We start from the raw sequence: 19,855 nt of genomic DNA on the forward strand, positions 1-19,855 counted from the left end.
CGACTTGCATGTGTTAGGCCTGCCGCCAGCGTTCAATCTGAGCCATGATCAAACTCTTCAATTTAAGTTTGGTTGCCACTCTTTGTTACCAAGGAGTTGGCGGCTCAATGAATTGCTGAATTAACTGCTGCAACTTTCGTTGCTTTGGTCACTTCATCAGACATTGATATCAAAAATTGTTTTTGATGCTCGATGCTGCGAGTGCCCACACAGATTGCTTGATTCAAATTGTTAAAGAGCGACGCAGCTTTTGGCTGCTGCGGGAGTGGCATTCTACTCAACCGCCTTCTCGAGTCAAGCCTTATTTTCAAAGGCTTTTCGAGGCTACCGACCGGCTTGTTTGCGTTGCCGCTTGCCCTGTCGATGGAGGCGCATTATAGAGACATAGATCACATTGGCAAGCTCTCATCGCAATAAAATTGCGAAAAAATGCCAATTCTTAGTTATTCATATCAAAACACAGTTTTTATACAGACTTACCCACAGGGCAAGCCCCAGAAGGGCTCATTCTGCACCCTATTACCTCCCGTTCCTCTCTGCCCGTCTCCTGTTCGAAGGGTTGCTGACCATATCAATCCGTATTTAAAGGAAGAGAATCGCAAAGTGACGCTCAGACCAGTCCTGCCTCAGCAACCCAGGCAGCGATCAGCTCGGCTGCCGCCATGGAGCGGCAGCCCGATATATTCTGCCCGGCCCAGAGTGGCGAGAAACCGCGGTCACCCGCCTTTTCGGCTGCGGCACGCAACGGAGCCAATGCGCCGCTGGCATACGGGAAGTCTGGCGGCAGCACCGAAAGAGGGCCGAGTTCCCGCATCAAGCGGTTGACTATGCCCCGCGCCGGACGGCCGCTGAACAGATTGGTCAGTGCGGTGTGTTGGCCATGCCTCCCCTGCAGCGCCGCACGGTGCAGGGGCGAGGTCGTCGCCTCGTGGCAGCAGAGGAACGCCGTTCCCACCTGGACTGCGCTGGCCCCCAGTGCCAAGGCAGCCTTGATCCCCTTGCCGTCGACTATGCCCCCGGCGGCGATGACCGGGATCGCTACTGCCGCCACTACCTGTGGCAGAAGGGTAAAGGTGCCCTGCTGCAAGCTGAGATCCTCACTCAGGAAGTGACCGCGATGGCCACCCGCCTCCAGCCCCTGGGCGATGACGGCATCGGCTCCGTGGTCAGCAAGCCACTGCGCTTCTGCCACCGTGGTGGCGCTGGCAAACACTTTTGCGCCTGTGGCTTTTACCTGGGCAAGCAATTCGGGCTCGGGCAAGCCGAAGTGGAAACTGACCACGGCAGGTCTGAACTCTGCAAGCAGGGCCGCATGCTCGTCATTGAAGGGGGCCCGAGAGGGGGCTCGCGACGGCGCCGCGGCATCCACCCCGAACTCGGCGTAATAGGGTAACAGTACCTGGCGCCAGCGCTGCTCCGCTGCCGGTTCCGGCTCGTGCTGCCGATGGCAAAAGAAGTTGATGTTGTATGGGCCTGGCCCGCTGGCGGCGAGGCGGCTCAGCTCCTGGTGCAGCTCGGCACCACTCAGCATGGCGGCAGGCAGGGAGCCCAGTGCCCCCGCACTGGTCGCCGCCATCGCCAGGGCGCTGTTCTGCACGCCCGCCATGGGGGCCTGAATGACGGGATAGCGCATCCCCAGTTCGGCAAAGAGCGTCATATGATGGTTTCCTGTTTCTGATGGTCAGTCTGATTGTGCGCCAGAGGCGGGTTGAGTCGGCAGATCGCACCTGACGTGCTGACACGTCGTCTGGCGATATCGCCTGTCCAGTTCCCGGCCAGACATCCTGTCTTGGCTTTCATCCATCAGGCTCCTTGAGGTTCATTGCACATCGGGCCCGCGAAGGGCCCGAACGTGAAGTGTCAACGCACGCTGCGCAGCAGGAAGTCCGGCTGGCCACAGGAGCGGCGCTCCCGCTTCTGCATCTCGTCGGAGCAGGGGACGGCATCCGTTCCCTGCTTGTTGATGCAGATGTAGATCTCCCGCAGGAAACGGCCCCCATCAGCGCAAGCCACCGTGATGTTGTCGGGGGCCAGCCACGGGTTGGCGCTCGCCAGATCGGCCTTGAGCTGGAAGCTGGTTTTGCGCAGCGGCTCTTCCGGCGATTGATAGGCGGCCGGGATCTTCACCTTCTGGCGCAGATCGCTGGCCAATTGGTGAAATGCCTCCTGGCTCAGCCCGGAACAGGTGCCGTGCTTCTCCCATTCATGGCGATAGAGGAAGCGGCTGGGGTAGAGCCCGGCAAACTGTTGCTCCATATCCGCATCCAGCCGCTCGCGGGTGCAGCTGGCGGGGTAGCCGCGCTGATACTGGGGCCAGAGCCCATGCAGCACGAACCCCAGCTTGCGGGCGCACTGCTCCCGATCCCCTGGCTTGATGGCGCAATGCTCGGGCGACCAGGAGAGTGCCATGGCGTAATAGTCAAACTCCCCCGCATAGCCTTTGCCCTGGGCGGCGGAGATCCACAACAGCGACCCCACCAGCCATACCATGACCTGCTTCATCTCTCGTTCCCCCTCATCTCTTTGCACCCGGTTGCGCCCCATTTTGCGCCCTCATGCTCCCATAACAGGGAGTCAAAGAACAATCGCTCAAAATGGCCTTACTCACTATGGGTCAGACCAATAAAAGGTTTCCCCTGCCGGATCAGAGGCGTAAGCTGGCTCTCCGGCGGGCCTTCATGACGCGCCACGTTTCCCCGATTTCATCAGCAACAGGACGTAACATGATCCGCAAGAATCCCTCAGGTCACCTGCCCGTTATCGACGAATCCGCCTATATCGACAAGACCGCCATCATCTGTGGCAAGGTGATCATCAAGGAGAACGTGTTTGTCGGCCCCTATGCCGTGATCCGCGCAGACGAAGTGGACGAGAGCGGTGACATGGAACCCATCGTCATCGGCGCCAACTCCAACATTCAGGATGGCGTCGTCATCCACTCCAAATCCGGCGCTGCCGTCACCATCGGCGAGTTCAGCTCCATCGCCCACCGCAGCATCGTCCACGGCCCCTGCGAAGTGGGTAACCGGGTCTTCATCGGCTTCAACAGCGTGCTGTTCAACTGCCACATCGGCGAAGGGTCCGTGGTGCGCCACAACTCCGTGGTCGATGGCTGCGATATTCCCCCCGGCTTCTATGTCCCCTCCACCACCCGCATCAACCAGCAGAGCGATCTGGCGCAGATCCCGCGCGTCACCGTGGACGCCACCGAGTTCTCCGAGGATGTGGCTCACACCAACATCGACCTCGTCAAGGGTTACAAGGCGCTCTCCAACGAGTTTTGATCCGGCGAGCGGTTCACGACACACAACGAGCGCCACGGCGCCCGTTGTCACAACTGTAAAGAGGGCGAAAAGAGGGTGTAAAGGTGGTTGAGCCGGGCGCACGCGTCGCGTTTGATGGGGGCGTTCCCATCAATGGAGTCATCATCATGTCACGCTATCCTGTCGCCCTTGCCCTGCTGCTGGGCACCACGCTCCTTCATGCAGGCGAGATGCCGCCCCCGATGGGCGCCCGCCAAGGAGGCCCCATGACACCGTCCTCCTCCGTGCTCTATCACGCCAGCAAGCAGGGGGCGGATCCCCAGGCCCTGGTCCAGGCGCTGTCCAAAAACATTGATGCCGCCAAGCCGGATACCCGCTACGAGGTCACGGTCAGCGTGCGCGAACTGCCGCCCCAGCCACTCAAACCCCAGCCCGCCGGTGCGCCGCTCAAGGGGCAGTGAGATGAGTCTGCACCGCCCTTCACTCTGGCTGCTTGCCATGGCCATCGCCCTGCCCGCCATGGCGGGTCCGGGGAACATTGGCAGACCGGGCGGATGGGAGAGCCCTGCCCCGCAGTACGGCCATGGGGCTGGCCCTGGCTTCGGCCACCGCGTCGACAGGCTGCCGGGAGGGGTGGAAACACTGCTGCTGGCCGGGCTCACCTACTATGTGCTCGACGGCATTTTCTACCGCCGGCAGGAGAACCACTATGTGGTGGTCTCCCCGCCTCCTCAGGTCCTGGTGGTGGCAGAGACAGGGCTCATCCCTCTTGATCTGGATGGCCGCCGCTATTACGTCAGGGAGGGTCACTACTACCTGCGAGAAATAGACGGGCGCTACACCGAGGTGCCGCCGCCAGCGGCGCTGCGCTGAATCGCACGGAGGAACAGATACGAGCAGGGGGCCTTGGCCCCCTCTTTCATTACAGGGGTTTTACCCCACTCGGGTCTGAGCCGCGTACCTCAGGACGGGTCATGCACTGGCAGCGTCATGGTCACTCTCAGCCCCCCCTGTGCGCGATTGCGCGCCTGGATGGTACCGCCCTGCAGAATCACCGCCTTGCGGGCGATGGCGAGCCCGAGCCCGTAGCCCTTGCCCATGCGGGGTGAGCCGATGCGCACGAAGGGGTCGAAGATCCCCGCCAGCTTCCCCTCCTCCACCCCGGGCCCCCGATCGGCGATGGAGAGCTGCATCTCCTGGCCCAGGCGCAGCACGCGAACATTCACCATCTGGCCCGACTGCGAGAAACGCAGGGCGTTGCGCACCACATTATCCACGGCGCGGCGCACCAGCTCGGCATGCCCCAGCAGGAGGCAACCCTCCCCCAGCGCCGCCTCGAGCGCTATCTCGACTCCGGATTGCTGGGCTTCGAACCTGGCATCCTGGACGACGGTCTCCACCAGCGCCAGCAGGTCGTAGTGGCTCTGCTCAAGCCCGTGGCCCTGCTCGGCACGGGAGAGGGTCAGCAGCTCCCCTATCATCCTGTCCATCCGCTCCGTCTCGAGCCGGATCCGCGCCAGGGCGTCGCTCGCCTTCTCCGGGCGCTGCTCCGCCAGGCCGATGGCCATCTGGATGCGGGCCAGGGGGGATCGCAGCTCGTGGGAGACGTCGTGAAGCAGCTGCTCGCGCCCCTCGACCAGTTGCTGCAACCGCTCCACCATGAGATCGAACTCCTTCGCCACCTCCGTCAGCTCGTCCCGGCGCCAGCGCAGAGCGGGCCAGAGTCTGACCTCCAGATCCCCTCTGGCTACCCGATCGAAGCTGCGCCGCAGGGCGTTCATGGGCCGGGTCAGGTGCCAGGCGAACAGAATGCTGAACAAGAGTCCCCCCAGGCCGCCAATCCAGAGCATGGGCGGAGGAATGTTGAGCCAGGAGAGGGGGCCGGGAGCAAGCCCGCCGGGGAGGACGCGCGGGTCCGCTCTGGTCTGCAGCAGATAGGTCTGCCCGTCGCTGGCAATCACGGTGCGTGTCAGCACGCTGCCCGGGCCAGGTTCCCCGGAGGCTGGCAGCCTGGATGCCCGGGGCGCTGGCCGGGGAGGCGCATCGGAGACATCAAGGAGTGTTATCTGCAGCAACGGCGGCGACATGGCCTGGCTCAATGCCGTCGCAGCCTCGATTCCCCCCTTTGCCAGCACGGCTGCCGCCATCTCCAGATGCTGGCTCGCCAACTGCTGGGCCAGGTGCTCTTCCGGGGGGTCACGCTCGGCACGAAAACCGAGCCAGAGCAGTTGGCTGACCAGCACGATGGCCAGCCAGAACCCCAGCAGAATCTTCCAGAACAAACGTCCCTTGAGGATCACCGTATCTTGTACCCTATGCTGCGCACCGTCTCTATGGTGACGGCCTCCCCCGCTTTTTGCTGCAGTTTCTGCCTCAGGTTGCAGATGTGCACATCGACGCTGCGATCATAGGCCTCCCTCGGGCGCCCTACCCCTTGCAGGGAGAGGGTGTCCTTGGTGACCACCTGCTCCGGTGCTCGCACCAGCAACACCAGCATGTTGAACTCGGTGGCGGTCAGCTCCAGTGGCTCCCCCTGCCAGAGACAGACCCGGTTGGCCGGGGTGACCGTCAGATCCCCCAGGATGAGGGCATCCGGCGAGGGGGTTGCGCTCCCCCCCTCGTTGACCCGCCGCAGAACGGCCCGCAGCCGGGCCACCAGCTCCCTGGGGTAGCAGGGTTTGGGCACATAGTCATCGGCCCCCATCTCCAGTCCCACCACTCGATCCACGTTGTCCCCCTTGGCGGTCAGCATGATGATCGGCAGGCGGCTGCGCTGGCGCACCTGGCGCAGCACCTCGGTGCCGCTCAAGTCGGGCAGCATCACATCCAGCAGCAGGGCGCTGTAACGGCCGGAGAGGGCATGGTGCACACCTTCCCCTCCGGTCAGCACCTGGGTGGTATCAAACCCTTCTCCCCCCAGGTATTCACTCAACATGGCGCCCAGTTCGGCATCGTCATCCACCAGCAGGATCTTCATATGCGGTCTCCCTTGTCGGCGGCCATTTTCGCCGCTTGCCACGCACTTGGCAGCCATTTTTACGAAACCCTTACGCTTGGCGCAAAGAGCCTTAACCCGGCTCTGGGGTAGAGTGCCGCCGTGATCGTCATTCAGGATACAGGTTGTCATGCCCACGTTCTCCCCTCGTCTCTTCTGGCTGCTGCCCCTGTGCGCCCTCGCCCTGTTGCTGGCCTGGCGCCCCCAGGCCAAGGCACCCGCCAGCGACTACATCACCGCCAGCGCAAAGATCCGGGATCTGGAGCAGCTCATCATGGCGGACGGCACCCTGAAGGCGCGCAAGCAGGTGAGCGTGGGCGCCCAGGTGTCGGGCCAGATCAAGAAACTGCACGTGACTCTGGGGCAGGAGGTCAAACAGGGGGAGCTGCTGGTCGAGATCGACGATCTGCCCCAGCAGAACGCCCTCAAGGATGCCCTGGCCCAGCGCGACAACCTCCAGGCCCAGCTGGATTCCAAAGAGGCCACCCTTCGCAATGCCCGCCTGGCATACCAGCGCCAGCGGCAGATCGTCGCAAGAGGTCTTGGCAGCACGGCCGACCATGACAGCGCCAAGGCGACCCTGGACGAGACCCTGGCCGATATCCGGGCCCTCAACGCCCAGCGGGTGCAGGCCGAGATCGCGGTGGACACAGCCCGGGTCAACCTGGGGTATACCCGGATCCTGGCCCCCCTCTCCGGTACCGTGGTGGCCATGCCGGTGGAGGAGGGGCAGACCCTCAACGCCAGCCAGAGCACCCCTACCCTGCTCAAGATTGCCCAGCTCGACACCATGACGGTGGAGGCCAGGATCTCCGAGGCCGACGTCATCAACGTCCGGGTCGGCATGCCGGTCTATTTCACCATTCTTGGCAACAGCCAGCGCCGCTTCGAGGGATCCCTGCGGGCCATCGAGCCCGCCCCCGACACCATCAATGACGACGACACCACCAGCAGCAGCGACAGCAGCGCCATCTATTATCACGGCCTGTTCGAGGTGCCCAACCAGGACGGTCAGCTCAGGATCAGCATGACGGCCCAGGTCTATCTGGTGGTCGCCCGGCTCAAAGATGCGCTGGTGATCCCGGCCATCGCCCTGCAGGGGGATCAGGTCAGGGTGATCGACGACGGAGGCCGGATCAGCCTGCGCCGGGTCAAGGTCGGCCTGAACAACAAGGTGGATGCCCAGATCCTGTCGGGCCTGAGCACCGGTGAGCGGGTCATCGTCAGCGAAGTGAACGCAGGCCAGAGCAACGCCGCCGGGGGCATGCCGCCCCCCATGGGGATGTGACCATGGGCGCCTTGTTGCAACTGCGGGGCATCCGCCGCCACTTCAAAGAGGGTGAGCGCACCGTCACCGTGCTCGATGGCATCGAGCTGGCGATCGCCCGTGGAGAGATGGTGGCCATCGTCGGCGCTTCGGGCTCCGGCAAATCCACCCTGATGAACCTGCTGGGCTGCCTGGATCAGCCGAGCGAGGGGGCCTATCTGGTGGCCGGGCGCGATACTGCCACCCTCAGCCGGGACGAGCTCGCCGCCCTGCGCCGGGAGCACTTCGGCTTCATTTTCCAGCGTTATCACCTGCTGGCGGATCTCGATGCCCGCACCAATGTGGAAGTGCCCGCCCTCTACGCCGGTCTGGATCCGGCCGAGCGACGCCAGCGGGCCGAGGCCCTGCTGACCCGCTTCGGCCTCGCCAGCCGGCTCGAACACAAGCCAAGCCAGCTCTCCGGCGGCCAGCAGCAGCGGGTCAGCATCGCCCGGGCCCTCATCAACGGCGGCGAGGTGATCCTGGCCGACGAGCCGACCGGGGCCCTCGACAGCCAGAGCTGCGCCGAGGTGATGGCGAGCCTTCAAGCTCTGCATCGCCAGGGCCACACCCTGGTGATCGTCACCCACGACATGGACATCGCCCGCCACGCCGAGCGGATCATCGAACTGAAAGATGGCCGAGTGATCGCCGATCGCCGCACGCGCGAGCCACAGGCCCTTCCCCAGGCGACCCAGGCCGCCACCAAGACGTCCGCCAGGGGGCAGATCCCGCTGATGGCGGGGCTCGGCAATGCCCTGCGAATGGCGCTGCGGGCCATGGTTGCCCAGCCTCTGCGCACCTTTCTCACCATGCTCGGCATCATCATAGGTATCGCCTCGGTCGTGACCGTGGTGGCCCTCGGCCAGGGCTCCCGGGAGCGGGTGCTGGAGAACATCAACGCCATGGGCACCAGCACTCTGGAGGTGTTCCCCGGTCGCGGCTTCGGGGACATGCGCTCCGCCACCATACAGACCCTGAGGATCGGGGACGCCGAGGCCATCGCCGGGCTGGACTACGTGCACAGCGTCACCCCCAGCCTCAGCACCAGCGCCCCCCTGCGCCTTGGCAGTACCGCCGTCTCCGGCACCATCAACGGGGTCGGCGCCCAGTTCTTCCAGGTCCGGGGCTATCGACTGGCCCAGGGCATGGGCTTCGATCGCCAGAGCGAGGAGAGCCTGGCCCAGGAGGTGGTGATCGACGAGCACACCCGGGACAAGCTGTTCGCCCCGACCCAGTCCCCCCTGGGCCAGGTGATCCTGCTGGGGGATCTGCCCTGCCGGGTGATCGGGGTCGCCATCAAGAACCAGAGCGGCTTTGGCAGCGACGAGACCCTCAACGTCTGGATCCCTCATACCACCGCCATGAGCCGCCTGCTGGGGCAGAGCCATCTGCGCAGCATCAGCGTGCGGGTGCGGGACGAGGTGAGCCTGGACGCCGCCCAGGATGGCATCAGCCGCCTGCTCACCCTGCGCCACGGCAGCCAGGACTTCTTCCTGCTCAACACCGACAGCATCCGCCAGACCATCAGCCAGACCAGCGCCACCCTGACCACGCTGATCGCCCTCATCGCCCTCATTTCCCTGATCGTCGGGGGCATAGGGGTGATGAACATCATGCTGGTCTCGGTCACCGAGCGCACCCGGGAGATAGGGGTGCGGATGGCGGTCGGCGCCCGGACCCGGGACATCCAGCAGCAGTTCCTCATTGAAGCCGTGCTGATCTGCCTGCTGGGGGGCGTGCTCGGCATCGTCCTCTCCCTGGTGCTGGGCCAACTGTTCGACCACTTCAGCAGCGGCGTCTGGATGAGCTACTCCCTTGCCGCCATGGGGGTGGCCTGCCTCTGCGCCAGCCTGATCGGGGTGATCTTCGGCTTCGCCCCGGCCCGCCGGGCCGCCAGGCTGGATCCCATCCACGCACTGGAGCGCGAATAGCCCGCCTTGACGCCCAATGCTGTTCAGATAAGCACATTTTTGACTAATTATTCATAAATGCGACTTGAGTTGGGGGAGCAAGGCTGTTTCCAGTCGATGTTCCTTCAGCCTTTATCCAGCGTGGCTTGCAATAGAAAGAGGGAGGCATCATGCCTCCCTCATTTTTAGCCCTGATACTACGTGGACTGGAACTCAAATTCTCTTAAGTGAACAGCATTGCGCCTTGACGCCGGGGTGACGCCACTCACCCCGACACCGGATCGGGGGCCGATGCGCGGCCCCGCCACCAAGCCTGAACGCCCGTACTTCTTCCCAGACTGCGCGGGTTCTTTGACCGGGTCCCGTACCCGGTCTTTTTTTGTCTCCCGCCCGCCACACCCACAAAAAAAGCCGCCCGAAGGCGCAATGCTGTTCAGATAAGCACATTTTTGACTAATTATTCATAAATGCGACTTGAGTTGGGGGAGCAAGGCTGTTTCCAGTCGATGTTCCTTCAGCCTTTATCCAGCGTGGCTTGCAATAGAAAGAGGGAGGCATCATGCCTCCCTCATTTTTTAGCCCTGATACTACGTGGACTGGAACTCAAATTCTCTTAAGTGAACAGCATTGCGCCCGAAGGCGGCTCTTGTCATCACGGGCCAGGCGGTTATCCGGGCCATCAGGCGCCGATGATGCCGCCATCGTCCCGGGTGATCCGCAACACGGCGGAGCGGGGAATGGCGGTGCCGCCGTCCGGGAAATGGGAGGGCGCCCCCTCCTCACCCGGGTGCTGCACCCCGACGAACAGGGTGCGCCAGTCAGGCGTGAAGGTGAGGCCCGTTATTTCGCAGGCCACGGGGCCGGTCAGGAAGCGGCGCACCTCGCCGCTCGCGGGATCGGCGCACAGCATCTGGTTGTTGCCCATGCCGGCAAACTGCTTCTCGTTGGAGTAGTCGCCGTCGGTCTGGATCCAGAGCCGCCCCGCCTCGTCGAAGCCGATGCCGTCCGGGCTGTTGAACATGTTGTCCGGATGGATGTTGGCACTGCCCGCCATCAGCCCCTCCTTGTGCACGCCGGGGTTGCCCGCCAGCAGGAAGAGATCCCACTCGAAGCTGTCGCTCCCGTGATCGTCCCCCATCGGGCGCCAGCGGATGATCTGGCCATAGGGGTTCTCGGCCCTGGGGTTGGCGCCATCGAGAGGTTGGTTCTCCTTGATGCCGCGGTTCTTGTTGTTGGTCAGGGTGCAGTAGACCTCGGCCCTGTGGGGATGCACGGCCACCCACTCGGGCCTGTCCATGGTGGTGGCGCCGAGCCGGGTCGCCGCCTCCCGGGCGAAGATGAGCACCTCCCCCTGATCGGCGAAGCCGTTCTTCCGGGTCAGGCCGTGCTGGCCGTGTACCAGGGGCAGCCACTGGCCGGTGCCCTTGAGCTCCCCCTCCTTGGCCTCGAAGCGGGCCACATAGAGGGTGCCCTCGTCCAACAGATCCCGGTTCGCAGGATCGTTGCCCGGCGCCACCTTGTTCTTCGAGACGAAGCGGTAGATGTGCTCGCCCCGCTCGTCGTCGCCGAGGTAGACCACGGCGCGGCCATCCTGGTTGACGGTGAAGGCCGCATTCTCATGCTTGAAGCGGCCAAGGGCGGTACGCTTCTTCGGGGTGGAGGCGGGATCGCGGGGATCGATTTCCACCACCCAGCCGAAGCGGTGCGGCTCCTGGGGATGCTTCGCGAGATCGAACCGCTCGTCAAATTTGTGCCAGCCAAAGCCTGCATCCTCGGCGGCCAGGCCGTAGCGGGCGGCGCGCTGGTCCAGCACCGGCTTGCCCGCACTGCCGAAGTAGCCGTTGAAGTTCTCCTCGCAGGTGAGGTAGGTGCCCCAGGGGGTCTGGCCGTTGGCGCAGTTGTTGAAGGTGCCAAGGGCGGTGCGCCCCTCGGGGTCGGCCTGGGTCTTGAGCAGGGCATGGCCCGCCGCCGGGCCGCTCAATGTCATGGGGGTGGTGGCGGTGATGCGGCGGTTGAGGGCCCCCTTGGGGTTGGCCTGCCACTTGTCATCGATGCGCGCCAGCTCCACCAGGGAGACCCCGTGGGCCGCCTGGGCCTTGGCGACCGCCTCTGCACTGAGGGTCTTGCCGCCATCCGCGAACAGATATTCGTAGTTGGTGTATTCGTTGTTGACGGCGAGCAGGGCGCGATCCGGGCCCAGGGGGAAGAAGCTCATGCCGTCGTTGTTGTCGCCAAACTGGCGGGCCTGGGCCTTGGCATCATTGCGCTGGGCAAAGGCGGGGGCATCGGGGAAGAGGGCATCTCCCCAGGCGATCAGCACCTCGGCCTTGTAGCCGGGCGGCACCACTATGGTGTCGGCCACCGAGGCGGGCACGGCCTGGAAGCCAAGCAGCGGCCGGGTGGCGGCAGCCACGGCCTGGGCCACGGGGCTCGCGGCAAAGAAGGCCACCATGCTGGCGGCGCCCACCCCTTTGAGGAAGCCACGGCGGCTGAGACCCGCCTCGATGAGGCGGTTGAATGCCGGCTCCTGCTCGCGGGGGTGGTTGGCACTGTCTTTCTCGTCAAAACGGCTCATCGGCTTTTCCTTGTTATCTCGGCGCAATCATTGCGTCATCACAGCGTCCGGCCACAGCATGGCAGCGCTTTATTAAACGAGGATGACAAATGATGAGATAACCGGCTGGCCCGGCAAGACGCCACCGCCAACGACAAGGGGCGGTGGACACCAGTCCCACCGCCCCAAGAGACACATCGCCGACAGAAGCTCTCCCCTCTATCTAGCCGCACGTCTTCAGACTGCTATGCCCGTTTGTACCGGATAGCGCCCGATGGCAACGTCTAGTTGCACTTCTTCAGACTGCTATGCCCGTTTGTACCGGATAGCGCCCGATGGCAGCGTCTAGTTGCACTTCTTCAGACTGCTATGCCCGTTTGTACCGGATAGCGCCCGATGGCAGCGTCTAATTGCACTTCTTCAGGCTGATATGCCAGTTGGCGCCGGATTGCACCTGATGTTTGGCGGCGAAGCTGTCCATGTTCAGGGCCACCGACACCTGCAACAGGCTGTTGAGGTAGACCAGGGGCTGGCCCTCCGGCACATCGCCAAAGCTGCTGACGTAGGGGGCCTTGCCCTCGTATTTCAGCGCATCCCCTTCGCTGATCCTGATGCAGGCGTTGTCGCCTTTGTGGATACCCGCCTTGGTCAGCAGGCTGTCGTCGATATTGGTCCAGACGTTGCCGTACTGCACGTCCAGGATCGGAATGGTGCCCTTGAGGGTACCGTCTTGCTCGGCCACCGCAGGCTGATAGGGGATGGTCACCACCTCGGCGGGCAGCAGAGGCCCCACCTGCTCGAAGCTGATGGCACTGGAGGCAAGGCGCGCGCCGGTGTAGGCGTAGACGTCGCGGCCGTGGAAGGTATAGGACTTCTCGGAGCCCTTGAGGCGGTTGGTCTTCTCGTCGATCTGGCGCACCGCCTCAATGCCGAAGTGCTCCGCCACCAGGGTCAGGGTGCCGTTGTCCGGGCTGACGATGTAGTGGCCGCTCCTGGTCTTGAGTACCACCGACTTGCGTTCGGTGCCGACACCGGGGTCCACCACGCTGACGAAGACGGTACCCGCGGGCCAGTATTGCAGGGTCTGATAGAGGCGGTAGGAGGCTTCCCAGATGTTGTAGGCCGGGATCTCGTGGGTCAGGTCATGGAGCGGCAGGGTGCGGTCCACCCCGAAGGCGACCCCCTTCATGGCCGAGACGGCGCCATCCTTGAGACCGAAGTCGGTCTGGAACACCAGAGCCTCGTTGGCAAGGGCACTCGCCCCCACCAGAGAGAGGGCGAGCACGAGGGCGCGGGGGACGATACGAATATCCATGTCAGGGCTCCTTCAAAGACGTTTGGACGTCCAGATTGCCACTCATGGGAATCTTTGCAACCCCTGATGCCCGAATGGGGGGCGAAATGACTCGCTAATCCGCCCTGTGCGGGTGTATCCATGGGGCATCCAACGCCGGGAGCACATCAGATGACCAGAGAGCATCACGACACCATTTTGCTGAGCCTGGGCAATACCCGAAGCCAGGTCGCGCTCACCGCGGCCGATGGCACCAGCCAGACATTTGCATTGACACTGGGGCTCGATGCCCTGACCCCGGGACCCTTTCGCCGGGATCCGCCGACACCCCTGGAGCTTGAGCAGGCCATCATGGTAGTGGAGGATGTACTGATGCCCCTCGCGGCACGGATCCCGCCCCACCCCGTGCTGCACCTGCAAAGCCCGGAGCCCCTGACCGAGGTGCTCGGCAACCGGGTGCAGAGCCGGGAAAACATTGAGCGGTTGTTCGGCCAGCTTGCCGCCATGGTGGAGGGGGATCCCCTGGCCTCGGCCCAGTTGCCGAGGGAGAAGCGCATCGCCGCCGCCCTGCTGATCCTGCGGGAGTGGATGCACCACCTGGATGCCGGGAGCGTCGTCCTGGTCGATGGGTGATCCCCCTGTCACACAGCGGGTTCGAAGCGCCGCCGAGACACCGCCCACGCCAACCAGAGGCTTGTCAGGGTGCTGCCGACGAAGAGCAGATCCAGCGCGACCCCAAGGCCGGCCCCGTCGCTCACCCAGCCCAGCAACACGGGTACCCAGTTCGCCACATAGGCGATCACATAGAAGAGGGAGAGCAGCCGCGCGTGGCTGGCCGGGGGCGCGATGCGATTGATCAGGGTCGCACTGCCCACGAACACGGCCCCCTGGGCATAGCCCGCCACCAGCAGCCCGAGTCCCGCCAGCCAGCTGGGCAGGCCGTGAACGGCCCCGGCAAAGAGCAGCACGCACAGCGCCAGGGCCAGCACGCCGCTTTGCAGGGTATGGCGGGCATCGAGGCGACGGGCCCAGAGCTGGCAAAGCCCAGAGAAGACCAAATAGGCCGCGACGAGGTAGCCGAACAGCCCCAGATCCGTCATGCCCAGCATCTCGCTCACCACCTTGGGACCCATGGCCAGCAAACTGGCCGCCACCGCCCAGGCGGTGAAGAGCGCCAGGGCGCAAAGGAAGAACCCGGCCCCCGTGGCCCTGAGCCCCTCCCCCAGGGATCCGCCCCCCTGCCCGCTCGGGGCGGCCTCCGTCGCCCTCACCCCTTTGGGCCAGCTCAACACCAGCCCCCCGATGGCGCAGGCCGCCATCCCCAGGATCAGCAAAAACGGCAGCGTGGTCGGGTAGAGATCCTGCTGCAGCGCCAGCCCGCTGAACACGGGGCCAAGGGCCAGCCCGGCGGTGAACGATAATGTGGCGCTCAGCGCCGCCCGCTTGCCCCCATCCCTGGGGCCAAAACGCAGCAGCGCCACATTGGCGGCGCCGGTCAGGGTGCCCGTGCCAATCCCGGCCAGGACCCGCGCCAGCAAAAGGGTCCAGAAGCTGTCGGCCAGGGAGAAGAGCAGGGCCCCGCCCCCGACCGCCACCAGGGCAGGCAGGATCAGGGTGCGCAGATCCGCCACGCGTCCTGCCAGGTTGCCCACCCCGAACAAGGCGATGAGCACGCCCCCCGCATAGCCGCCATAGATGAGGCTGAGGCCGAGATCGCTCAGAGCCAGCGCCGCCTGGTAATGGGGATAGAGCGGGGTAGGCACGCTGCTGTTGAGCAGGGCCGACATCAGGGCGAGGGAGAGAAACCAGCGCAGACGAGAATGGACAACCTGACCTGGCTCGCAAGCCGGGACGCTTGAGACAGACATGGACACTCCAGTGGCAGACGAATGAAACCGCAATCGGGAGCGACATCATAGCGATCCCGCCCACCCCGGACTGCGGCAGTTCTGCATCACGCCGACTCAATCCTGCATCACGTCGGGTGGCACGCGCCCTTGGCCGGGGAGCCGCAGGCACGCACCGGACCCGGTCTATCCCCTTGTGCTGCCATCCCCGCTGGCATCTAATATTGCGGCGCCAATCGGGCGTTCTGCTTGAGTGAGGAGCAAGCATGATCAACTGGGACGATGCCCGCTTCTTCCTGGCCCTGGCACGGCGGGGCAGCCTGCGGCAGGCCGGACTCGAGCTCGGGGTGGATCAGGCCACCGTCGGGCGACGGATCACCCTGCTCGAGCAGCAGCTGGGGGCCAAGCTGTTTATCCGCACCCCCAGACACTATCGCCCCAGCCCCCTGGGGGAAGCGCTGCTGCCCCAGGCCGAGGCCATGGCGCAGGCGGCCCTGGCCATGATGCGCACCGCGAGCCTGGGGGAGCTGGAAGGGGAGCTTTGCATCGCCACCACGGATACCCTGGCCCAGGGCTTCGTGCTGCCGGCCTTCAGCCTGCTGCGCCAGCGCCACCCCGGCATCCGCCTCAAGTTGCTGACCGCCGTCAGCGTGAGCGACATCCCCAATCAGGAGGCGGATCTCGCCATTCGCAGCGTGCGCCCCGAGCAGGGAGATCTCGTGGTCAAACGGCTCGCCACCATCAAGATGGGGCTCTACGCCTCTCCCGACTACCTGGCCAGGCGGGGCACGCCCCGCTCGGGTCAGGCACTGCAAGAGCACGACCTGCTGCTCTTTCCCAAAGAGCTGGTAGCCCGTCACTGGCTGAGTCTATGCGGCGAACCGCTCCACGAGCCCAACGTGGTCCTGCAGAGCAATGCCCAGCTAGTCCTGATGGCCGCCGCCCGGCAGGGGCTCGGCATTGTCCTGCTCTCCACCTTCCTCGCCGAAGAAGACCCCGCCCTGGTGCGCCTGCTGCCTGACCAGCACGATCCCATCGACATCTGGATGGTGCTGCACCCGGATGTGCAGAAGACGGGCCGAATGCGCGCCCTGGTGGCAGCCCTGGAGGAGGTGTTCCAGCCCCTGCAACAGACCCGGTCACCCGCCACCCCCTGTCAAACGCACAGGGATTGAGCGGGTATGCCCCCCATACGGGGCACTTTCTTCGCAACGAACCATGTTAGAGTCCGCCGCTGTTTTTTCCTTTGATAACGGGGCCTTACATGAAGAAGTTTGTTGTTTCATCCAGTGTCATCCTGATGGCGGGCTTGCTGACAGCCTGTGCGAGCGAGTCGTCGCACACCCTGGAGGTACCCAAGGTTGCCTCCTATCAGAGCCACTATCAGGGCGCACGCAGCCCCATCGCCGTCGGCAAGTTCGACAACCGTTCCAGCTACATGCGTGGCATCTTCTCCGACGGCGTGGACCGGCTGGGCAGCCAGGCGAAAACCGTGCTGATCACCCACCTGCAACAGACCGGCCGCTTCAGCGTACTGGATCGCGACAACATGGCGGAGATCCAGGCCGAAGCCGGGATCAAGCAACAGGCCCAGCAACTCAAGGGCGCCGACTACGTGGTCACCGGCGACGTCACCGAGTTTGGTCGCAAGGAAGTCGGCGATCATCAGCTGTTTGGCATCCTGGGTCGCGGCAAGTCACAGATCGCCTATGCCAAGGTCAACCTGAACATCGTCAACGTCACCACCTCGGAAGTGGTCTTCTCTTCCCAGGGTGCCGGGGAGTACGAACTCTCCAACCGCGAGATCGTCGGCTTCGGCGGCACCGCCAGCTACGACTCCACCCTGAACGGCAAGGTGCTGGATCTCGCCATCCGCGAGGCCGTCAACAATCTGGTGAACGGCATCGAGACCGGTGCCTGGCGCCCGGCCCAATGAGGAGAGACGAGATGACGCTGTTCCGTCCTTCTCTACTGCTGGTCAGCGGCCTGCTGCTGAGCGCCTGCGCCCAGGGGCCGCAGACGCTCTACAACTGGGATCAATATCAGGGAGTGGTTTACCAGCACATGCAGGGTGACGACACCGGGGTCGAAGCGCAGATCGATGCGCTGGAGAAAAACCAGCAAGAAGCGAGCGCCAAGGGGCAGGCTGTGCCACCGGGCTTTCACGCTCACCTCGGCATGCTGTACGCCCAGCTCGGCAAGGATGCCCAGACTCGCGAGCAGTTCGAAACCGAGAAGCGCCTCTTCCCCGAATCGGCCCCCTTCATGAACTTCCTGATGTCCAGCAAGAAGGGAGAGACCCAATGACCCTGCGCACCCTCCTTGCCCTCACGCTGGGCGCCCTCCTCCTGGGCGGCTGTGCACAGGGCCCCGGCTACGACTACAGCAACTTCAAGGAGAGCAAACCGACCTCCATTCTGGTGCTGCCGCCGGTGAATCACTCGCCGGACATCAAGGCGGGCCCCAGCCTGCAATCCCAGATCACCTATCCGCTCGCCGAGTCCGGCTATTACGTGCTGCCGGTGGCGGTCACCAACGAGACGTTCCGGCAGAACGGCGTGACCGAGCCCGCCGACATCCAGGCGCTGCCCATCAAGAAGCTCCACGAGATCTACGGTGCCGATACCGCCCTCTACCTCGACATCAAGGAGTACGGCACCAGCTATCTGGTCATCTCCAGCGAGACAGTGGTCACCGCCAGTGCCCGCCTGGTGGATCTGCGCACCGGCAAGCTGCTGTGGGAAGGCAGTGCCAGCGCCAGCAGTGCCGAGCAGCAGGGCAATTCGGGGGGCGGCCTCATCGGCATGCTGGTGGTGGCGGTGGTCAATCAGATTGCCAACACCCTGACCGACAAGGGCCATGAAATCGCCGGCATCACCAGCGTCAGGCTGCTCAGTGCCGACATGCCCAACGGCATCCTCCCTGGCCCCCGCTCGCCGAAATACCAGGCTCGCTAAGGCGCGTCGTCTCACTCCACACAAGAGGGCGCCATGCCCTCTTGTTTCAGCCCCCCCCCCCTTTTCCCCGCCCACCATCGAATGCGATCTTATCGTCTATCTTTTTGATATTGCTGGCTCATTTTTGTGCACACCCCATGGCGCCCCACCAACTTCATCTGGTGATGCCCGGCAAAATCAGTTACAAAAAAGGCCTCTGTCACCACGGGAGCGTTCACGCCATGGCCGCCTCACTGCTGCGTTTCCTCCCCCGTCGATGGCTCACCCGGCTTGGCTGGCTCTGCCTGGCCCTGATGGGGCTCGGATTGGTGTGCAACTACACCTACTTCGTCATCAGGCACGACATGGCGCTCATCACCGCCAAGCAGCCCAACCTGTTCGAGGTGTTCTATCAGCGGGCTCGCATCCTGGCGCCAGAGAAACTGGCCGCCTTCATCGACAACAGCAGCATCAAGATGCCCATCTTCAGCGAGAACGGGGATGCGACGGCCTATGCCTATGGCTATGATCTCCCCACCCTGAAGCGCCTGGCGGTCATTCCCGTGTTGCCCCCGGCCAACCAGATGCTCCTCGCCTACCAGTACGTCATCTCCAACCCCGAGGTCCTCAACCTCTACGCCTTCTATGATGATCGCCGCATGCTTGGCATGGTCGCCAGCAAGGGGATGCTGCCGAGCCAGTTGTTGCCCATCAACACCGACCTCAATGACATCGAGCCCTGGACCCACTATTTCGGCTGCGCCTTTTTCGCGGCCACCCATGTCCCCTGCAGCACGGATGAAACCTGGGTATCCGAGATCTACACCGACACCTTCACCGGACTGAATACCATCACCCTCTACTTCCCCTTCGTCTATTACGAGCCCGCCATCAAGGACTACCGCTATGGACTCAAGGGCATCGACATCGCCGTCGACCGGGCGTTCAAGGAGGTGCTACACCCCTTCGAGAGCCTCAATCCGACCCGGACCGTCCTCTCCTTCGAAGAGGTCGAGCCCTGCCGTCCGTTCCACCTCTGCCTGAGTACGCCGCTGATGCGCACCAAGGCGGGTAGCGACCTCTACCTCAAGTGGTCATACAGTTACGGCGATTTCATCCGGTCCGTGCTCTACGGGGCGGCCTTCAAGCTCTATCTCATCATCCTGCTGCTGATCATGCTGACGGGGCGCAGCCTGGTTACCCGCCTGCGCACCCTGGCCCAGACCGACCACCTGACCCGACTGCCGCGCCGTGACATCCTGAACGAGGCGCTGCTGCAGGAGCACGACTACCTGATGATCCTCGACATCGACAACTTCAAGTCCGTCAACGACACCCATGGTCACGGGGTGGGTGACCTGGCGCTCGTCGCCTTCGCCAATCACCTCAAGACCAATATCCGCAAGGGCGATGTCGCCATTCGCTGGGGCGGGGAAGAGTTCATCGTGCTGTTCAAGGGGATGGACGATGACAACATGATGCATCACTCCGCCGCCCGCCTGCTGGAGCGGCCATTGCGCATCCCCGAGCTGCCCGCCCCCATCACCTTCTCCGCCGGAGTGACCCGCATTCGCGATTACCTGACGGTGGCCGAGGCGGTGCAACTGGCCGACGACCTGCTCTATCACGTCAAGCAGCACGGCAAGCGCAATATCGCCTATTACCAGGGGCAGACCATCCGCCTTGTCCGCGATCCGGGCGCCGATTCATCCCCCTGAGCGCCCCGGCTTCTGCCGCTCCCCTGCTA

The 19,855-nt window shown here is 64.0% G+C and carries 18 protein-coding genes and 1 rRNA gene; 11 read left to right on the forward strand and 8 right to left on the reverse strand.

Annotated elements, in window-relative coordinates; genetic code table 11:
* From OKB81_RS03860 to OKB81_RS03870, 3 genes are all read right to left on the reverse strand, one after another.
* Positions 1–64: ribosomal RNA gene (locus OKB81_RS03860) — 16S ribosomal RNA — on the reverse strand; the annotation flags it as partial.
* 546 nt (positions 65–610) lie between these two features.
* Entirely contained in the window at positions 611–1,657 is a 1,047-nt protein-coding gene (locus OKB81_RS03865; protein ID WP_160839513.1) for an NAD(P)H-dependent flavin oxidoreductase, read from the reverse strand.
* Positions 1,658–1,860: 203 nt separating this feature from the next.
* Positions 1,861–2,502, reverse strand: a complete 642-nt coding sequence (locus OKB81_RS03870) for a ribonuclease T2 family protein (protein WP_109112567.1) — start codon at positions 2,500–2,502, stop codon at positions 1,861–1,863.
* A 221-nt stretch (positions 2,503–2,723) separates the two neighbouring features.
* On the opposite strand from OKB81_RS03870, the gene OKB81_RS03875 reads away from it, so the two are divergent.
* From OKB81_RS03875 to OKB81_RS03885, 3 genes are all read left to right on the forward strand, one after another.
* Positions 2,724–3,284 (forward strand): gamma carbonic anhydrase family protein, encoded by a 561-nt coding sequence (locus OKB81_RS03875; protein WP_041994991.1) that lies wholly within the window; start codon positions 2,724–2,726, stop codon positions 3,282–3,284.
* 146 nt (positions 3,285–3,430) lie between these two features.
* Positions 3,431–3,724: a hypothetical protein gene (locus tag OKB81_RS03880; protein ID WP_109112557.1), complete on the forward strand. Its 294-nt coding sequence runs from the start codon at positions 3,431–3,433 to the stop codon at positions 3,722–3,724.
* Between the two features lies 1 nt (position 3,725).
* Entirely contained in the window at positions 3,726–4,136 is a 411-nt protein-coding gene (locus OKB81_RS03885; protein ID WP_270663544.1) for a DUF6515 family protein, read from the forward strand.
* An 89-nt stretch (positions 4,137–4,225) separates the two neighbouring features.
* Here the strand turns inward: OKB81_RS03885 and OKB81_RS03890 are convergent, their stop codons facing one another.
* Together OKB81_RS03890 and OKB81_RS03895 are read right to left on the reverse strand one after the other, a co-directional pair.
* Complete coding sequence (locus OKB81_RS03890; protein ID WP_202395286.1) at positions 4,226–5,545, reverse strand: HAMP domain-containing sensor histidine kinase; 1,320 nt, start codon at positions 5,543–5,545, stop codon at positions 4,226–4,228.
* A gap of 14 nt (positions 5,546–5,559) precedes the next feature.
* Complete coding sequence (locus OKB81_RS03895; RefSeq protein ID WP_010672948.1) at positions 5,560–6,240, reverse strand: response regulator transcription factor; 681 nt, start codon at positions 6,238–6,240, stop codon at positions 5,560–5,562.
* 148 nt (positions 6,241–6,388) lie between these two features.
* Between OKB81_RS03895 and OKB81_RS03900 the strand changes: the two genes are divergently transcribed.
* Together OKB81_RS03900 and OKB81_RS03905 are read left to right on the forward strand one after the other, a co-directional pair.
* Positions 6,389–7,546 carry an efflux RND transporter periplasmic adaptor subunit gene (locus OKB81_RS03900; RefSeq protein WP_109112560.1) on the forward strand — a complete coding sequence of 386 codons (1,158 nt, stop codon included), beginning with the start codon at positions 6,389–6,391 and terminating at the stop codon, positions 7,544–7,546.
* A 2-nt stretch (positions 7,547–7,548) separates the two neighbouring features.
* Entirely contained in the window at positions 7,549–9,498 is a 1,950-nt protein-coding gene (locus OKB81_RS03905) for a MacB family efflux pump subunit (RefSeq protein WP_442865962.1), read from the forward strand.
* A gap of 658 nt (positions 9,499–10,156) precedes the next feature.
* Here the strand turns inward: OKB81_RS03905 and OKB81_RS03910 are convergent.
* The gene (locus OKB81_RS03910; RefSeq protein ID WP_160838960.1) at positions 10,157–12,052 is read right to left on the reverse strand and encodes a PhoX family protein; all 1,896 of its coding nucleotides are present in this window, start codon (positions 12,050–12,052) and stop codon (positions 10,157–10,159) included.
* Between the two features lie 385 nt (positions 12,053–12,437).
* Complete coding sequence (locus tag OKB81_RS03915; RefSeq protein WP_160838962.1) at positions 12,438–13,346, reverse strand: SAM hydrolase/SAM-dependent halogenase family protein; 909 nt, start codon at positions 13,344–13,346, stop codon at positions 12,438–12,440.
* A 150-nt stretch (positions 13,347–13,496) separates the two neighbouring features.
* Between OKB81_RS03915 and OKB81_RS03920 the strand changes: the two genes are divergently transcribed.
* Positions 13,497–13,958: a hypothetical protein gene (locus OKB81_RS03920; protein WP_160838964.1), complete on the forward strand. Its 462-nt coding sequence runs from the start codon at positions 13,497–13,499 to the stop codon at positions 13,956–13,958.
* An 8-nt stretch (positions 13,959–13,966) separates the two neighbouring features.
* Here the strand turns inward: OKB81_RS03920 and OKB81_RS03925 are convergent, their stop codons facing one another.
* Positions 13,967–15,193 (reverse strand): MFS transporter, encoded by a 1,227-nt coding sequence (locus tag OKB81_RS03925; RefSeq protein WP_160838966.1) that lies wholly within the window; start codon positions 15,191–15,193, stop codon positions 13,967–13,969.
* A gap of 245 nt (positions 15,194–15,438) precedes the next feature.
* Here OKB81_RS03925 and OKB81_RS03930 point away from each other — a divergent pair, with 245 nt between their 5' ends.
* The 5 genes from OKB81_RS03930 (at position 15,439) to OKB81_RS03950 (ending at position 19,826) form a co-directional block, all read left to right on the forward strand.
* Positions 15,439–16,347, forward strand: a complete 909-nt coding sequence (locus OKB81_RS03930; protein ID WP_160838968.1) for a LysR family transcriptional regulator — start codon at positions 15,439–15,441, stop codon at positions 16,345–16,347.
* Between the two features lie 89 nt (positions 16,348–16,436).
* Positions 16,437–17,108: a CsgG/HfaB family protein gene (locus OKB81_RS03935; RefSeq protein ID WP_160838970.1), complete on the forward strand. Its 672-nt coding sequence runs from the start codon at positions 16,437–16,439 to the stop codon at positions 17,106–17,108.
* A gap of 11 nt (positions 17,109–17,119) precedes the next feature.
* Positions 17,120–17,479 (forward strand): DUF4810 domain-containing protein, encoded by a 360-nt coding sequence (locus OKB81_RS03940; protein WP_080989864.1) that lies wholly within the window; start codon positions 17,120–17,122, stop codon positions 17,477–17,479.
* Positions 17,476–18,129 carry a DUF799 domain-containing protein gene (locus tag OKB81_RS03945; RefSeq protein ID WP_042864384.1) on the forward strand — a complete coding sequence of 218 codons (654 nt, stop codon included), beginning with the start codon at positions 17,476–17,478 and terminating at the stop codon, positions 18,127–18,129. Before OKB81_RS03940 ends, OKB81_RS03945 begins: the two co-directional genes overlap by 4 nt.
* Before the next feature lie 221 nt (positions 18,130–18,350).
* Positions 18,351–19,826 (forward strand): GGDEF domain-containing protein, encoded by a 1,476-nt coding sequence (locus OKB81_RS03950; protein WP_160838972.1) that lies wholly within the window; start codon positions 18,351–18,353, stop codon positions 19,824–19,826.
* The last annotated feature ends 29 nt before the right edge of the window (positions 19,827–19,855 follow it).

This window comes from Aeromonas sp. QDB56 (assembly GCF_027705505.1).
Classification (GTDB): Bacteria; Pseudomonadota; Gammaproteobacteria; order Enterobacterales; family Aeromonadaceae; genus Aeromonas; species Aeromonas caviae.

Bases quoted from the DNA above. Each gene is read 5' to 3' on its own strand.
- OKB81_RS03865 (WP_160839513.1), bottom strand. From the start codon at position 1,657: ATGACGCTCTTTGCCGAACTGGGGATGCGCTATCCCGTCATTCAGGCC.
- OKB81_RS03870 (WP_109112567.1), bottom strand. From the start codon at position 2,502: ATGAAGCAGGTCATGGTATGGCTGGTGGGGTCGCTGTTGTGGATCTCC.
- OKB81_RS03875 (WP_041994991.1), top strand. From the start codon at position 2,724: ATGATCCGCAAGAATCCCTCAGGTCACCTGCCCGTTATCGACGAATCC.
- OKB81_RS03880 (WP_109112557.1), top strand. From the start codon at position 3,431: ATGTCACGCTATCCTGTCGCCCTTGCCCTGCTGCTGGGCACCACGCTC.
- OKB81_RS03885 (WP_270663544.1), top strand. From the start codon at position 3,726: ATGAGTCTGCACCGCCCTTCACTCTGGCTGCTTGCCATGGCCATCGCC.
- OKB81_RS03895 (WP_010672948.1), bottom strand. From the start codon at position 6,240: ATGAAGATCCTGCTGGTGGATGACGATGCCGAACTGGGCGCCATGTTG.
- OKB81_RS03900 (WP_109112560.1), top strand. From the start codon at position 6,389: ATGCCCACGTTCTCCCCTCGTCTCTTCTGGCTGCTGCCCCTGTGCGCC.
- OKB81_RS03905 (WP_442865962.1), top strand. From the start codon at position 7,549: ATGGGCGCCTTGTTGCAACTGCGGGGCATCCGCCGCCACTTCAAAGAG.
- OKB81_RS03910 (WP_160838960.1), bottom strand. From the start codon at position 12,052: ATGAGCCGTTTTGACGAGAAAGACAGTGCCAACCACCCCCGCGAGCAG.
- OKB81_RS03915 (WP_160838962.1), bottom strand. From the start codon at position 13,346: ATGGATATTCGTATCGTCCCCCGCGCCCTCGTGCTCGCCCTCTCTCTG.
- OKB81_RS03920 (WP_160838964.1), top strand. From the start codon at position 13,497: ATGACCAGAGAGCATCACGACACCATTTTGCTGAGCCTGGGCAATACC.
- OKB81_RS03925 (WP_160838966.1), bottom strand. From the start codon at position 15,193: ATGTCTGTCTCAAGCGTCCCGGCTTGCGAGCCAGGTCAGGTTGTCCAT.
- OKB81_RS03930 (WP_160838968.1), top strand. From the start codon at position 15,439: ATGATCAACTGGGACGATGCCCGCTTCTTCCTGGCCCTGGCACGGCGG.
- OKB81_RS03935 (WP_160838970.1), top strand. From the start codon at position 16,437: ATGAAGAAGTTTGTTGTTTCATCCAGTGTCATCCTGATGGCGGGCTTG.
- OKB81_RS03940 (WP_080989864.1), top strand. From the start codon at position 17,120: ATGACGCTGTTCCGTCCTTCTCTACTGCTGGTCAGCGGCCTGCTGCTG.
- OKB81_RS03945 (WP_042864384.1), top strand. From the start codon at position 17,476: ATGACCCTGCGCACCCTCCTTGCCCTCACGCTGGGCGCCCTCCTCCTG.
- OKB81_RS03950 (WP_160838972.1), top strand. From the start codon at position 18,351: ATGGCCGCCTCACTGCTGCGTTTCCTCCCCCGTCGATGGCTCACCCGG.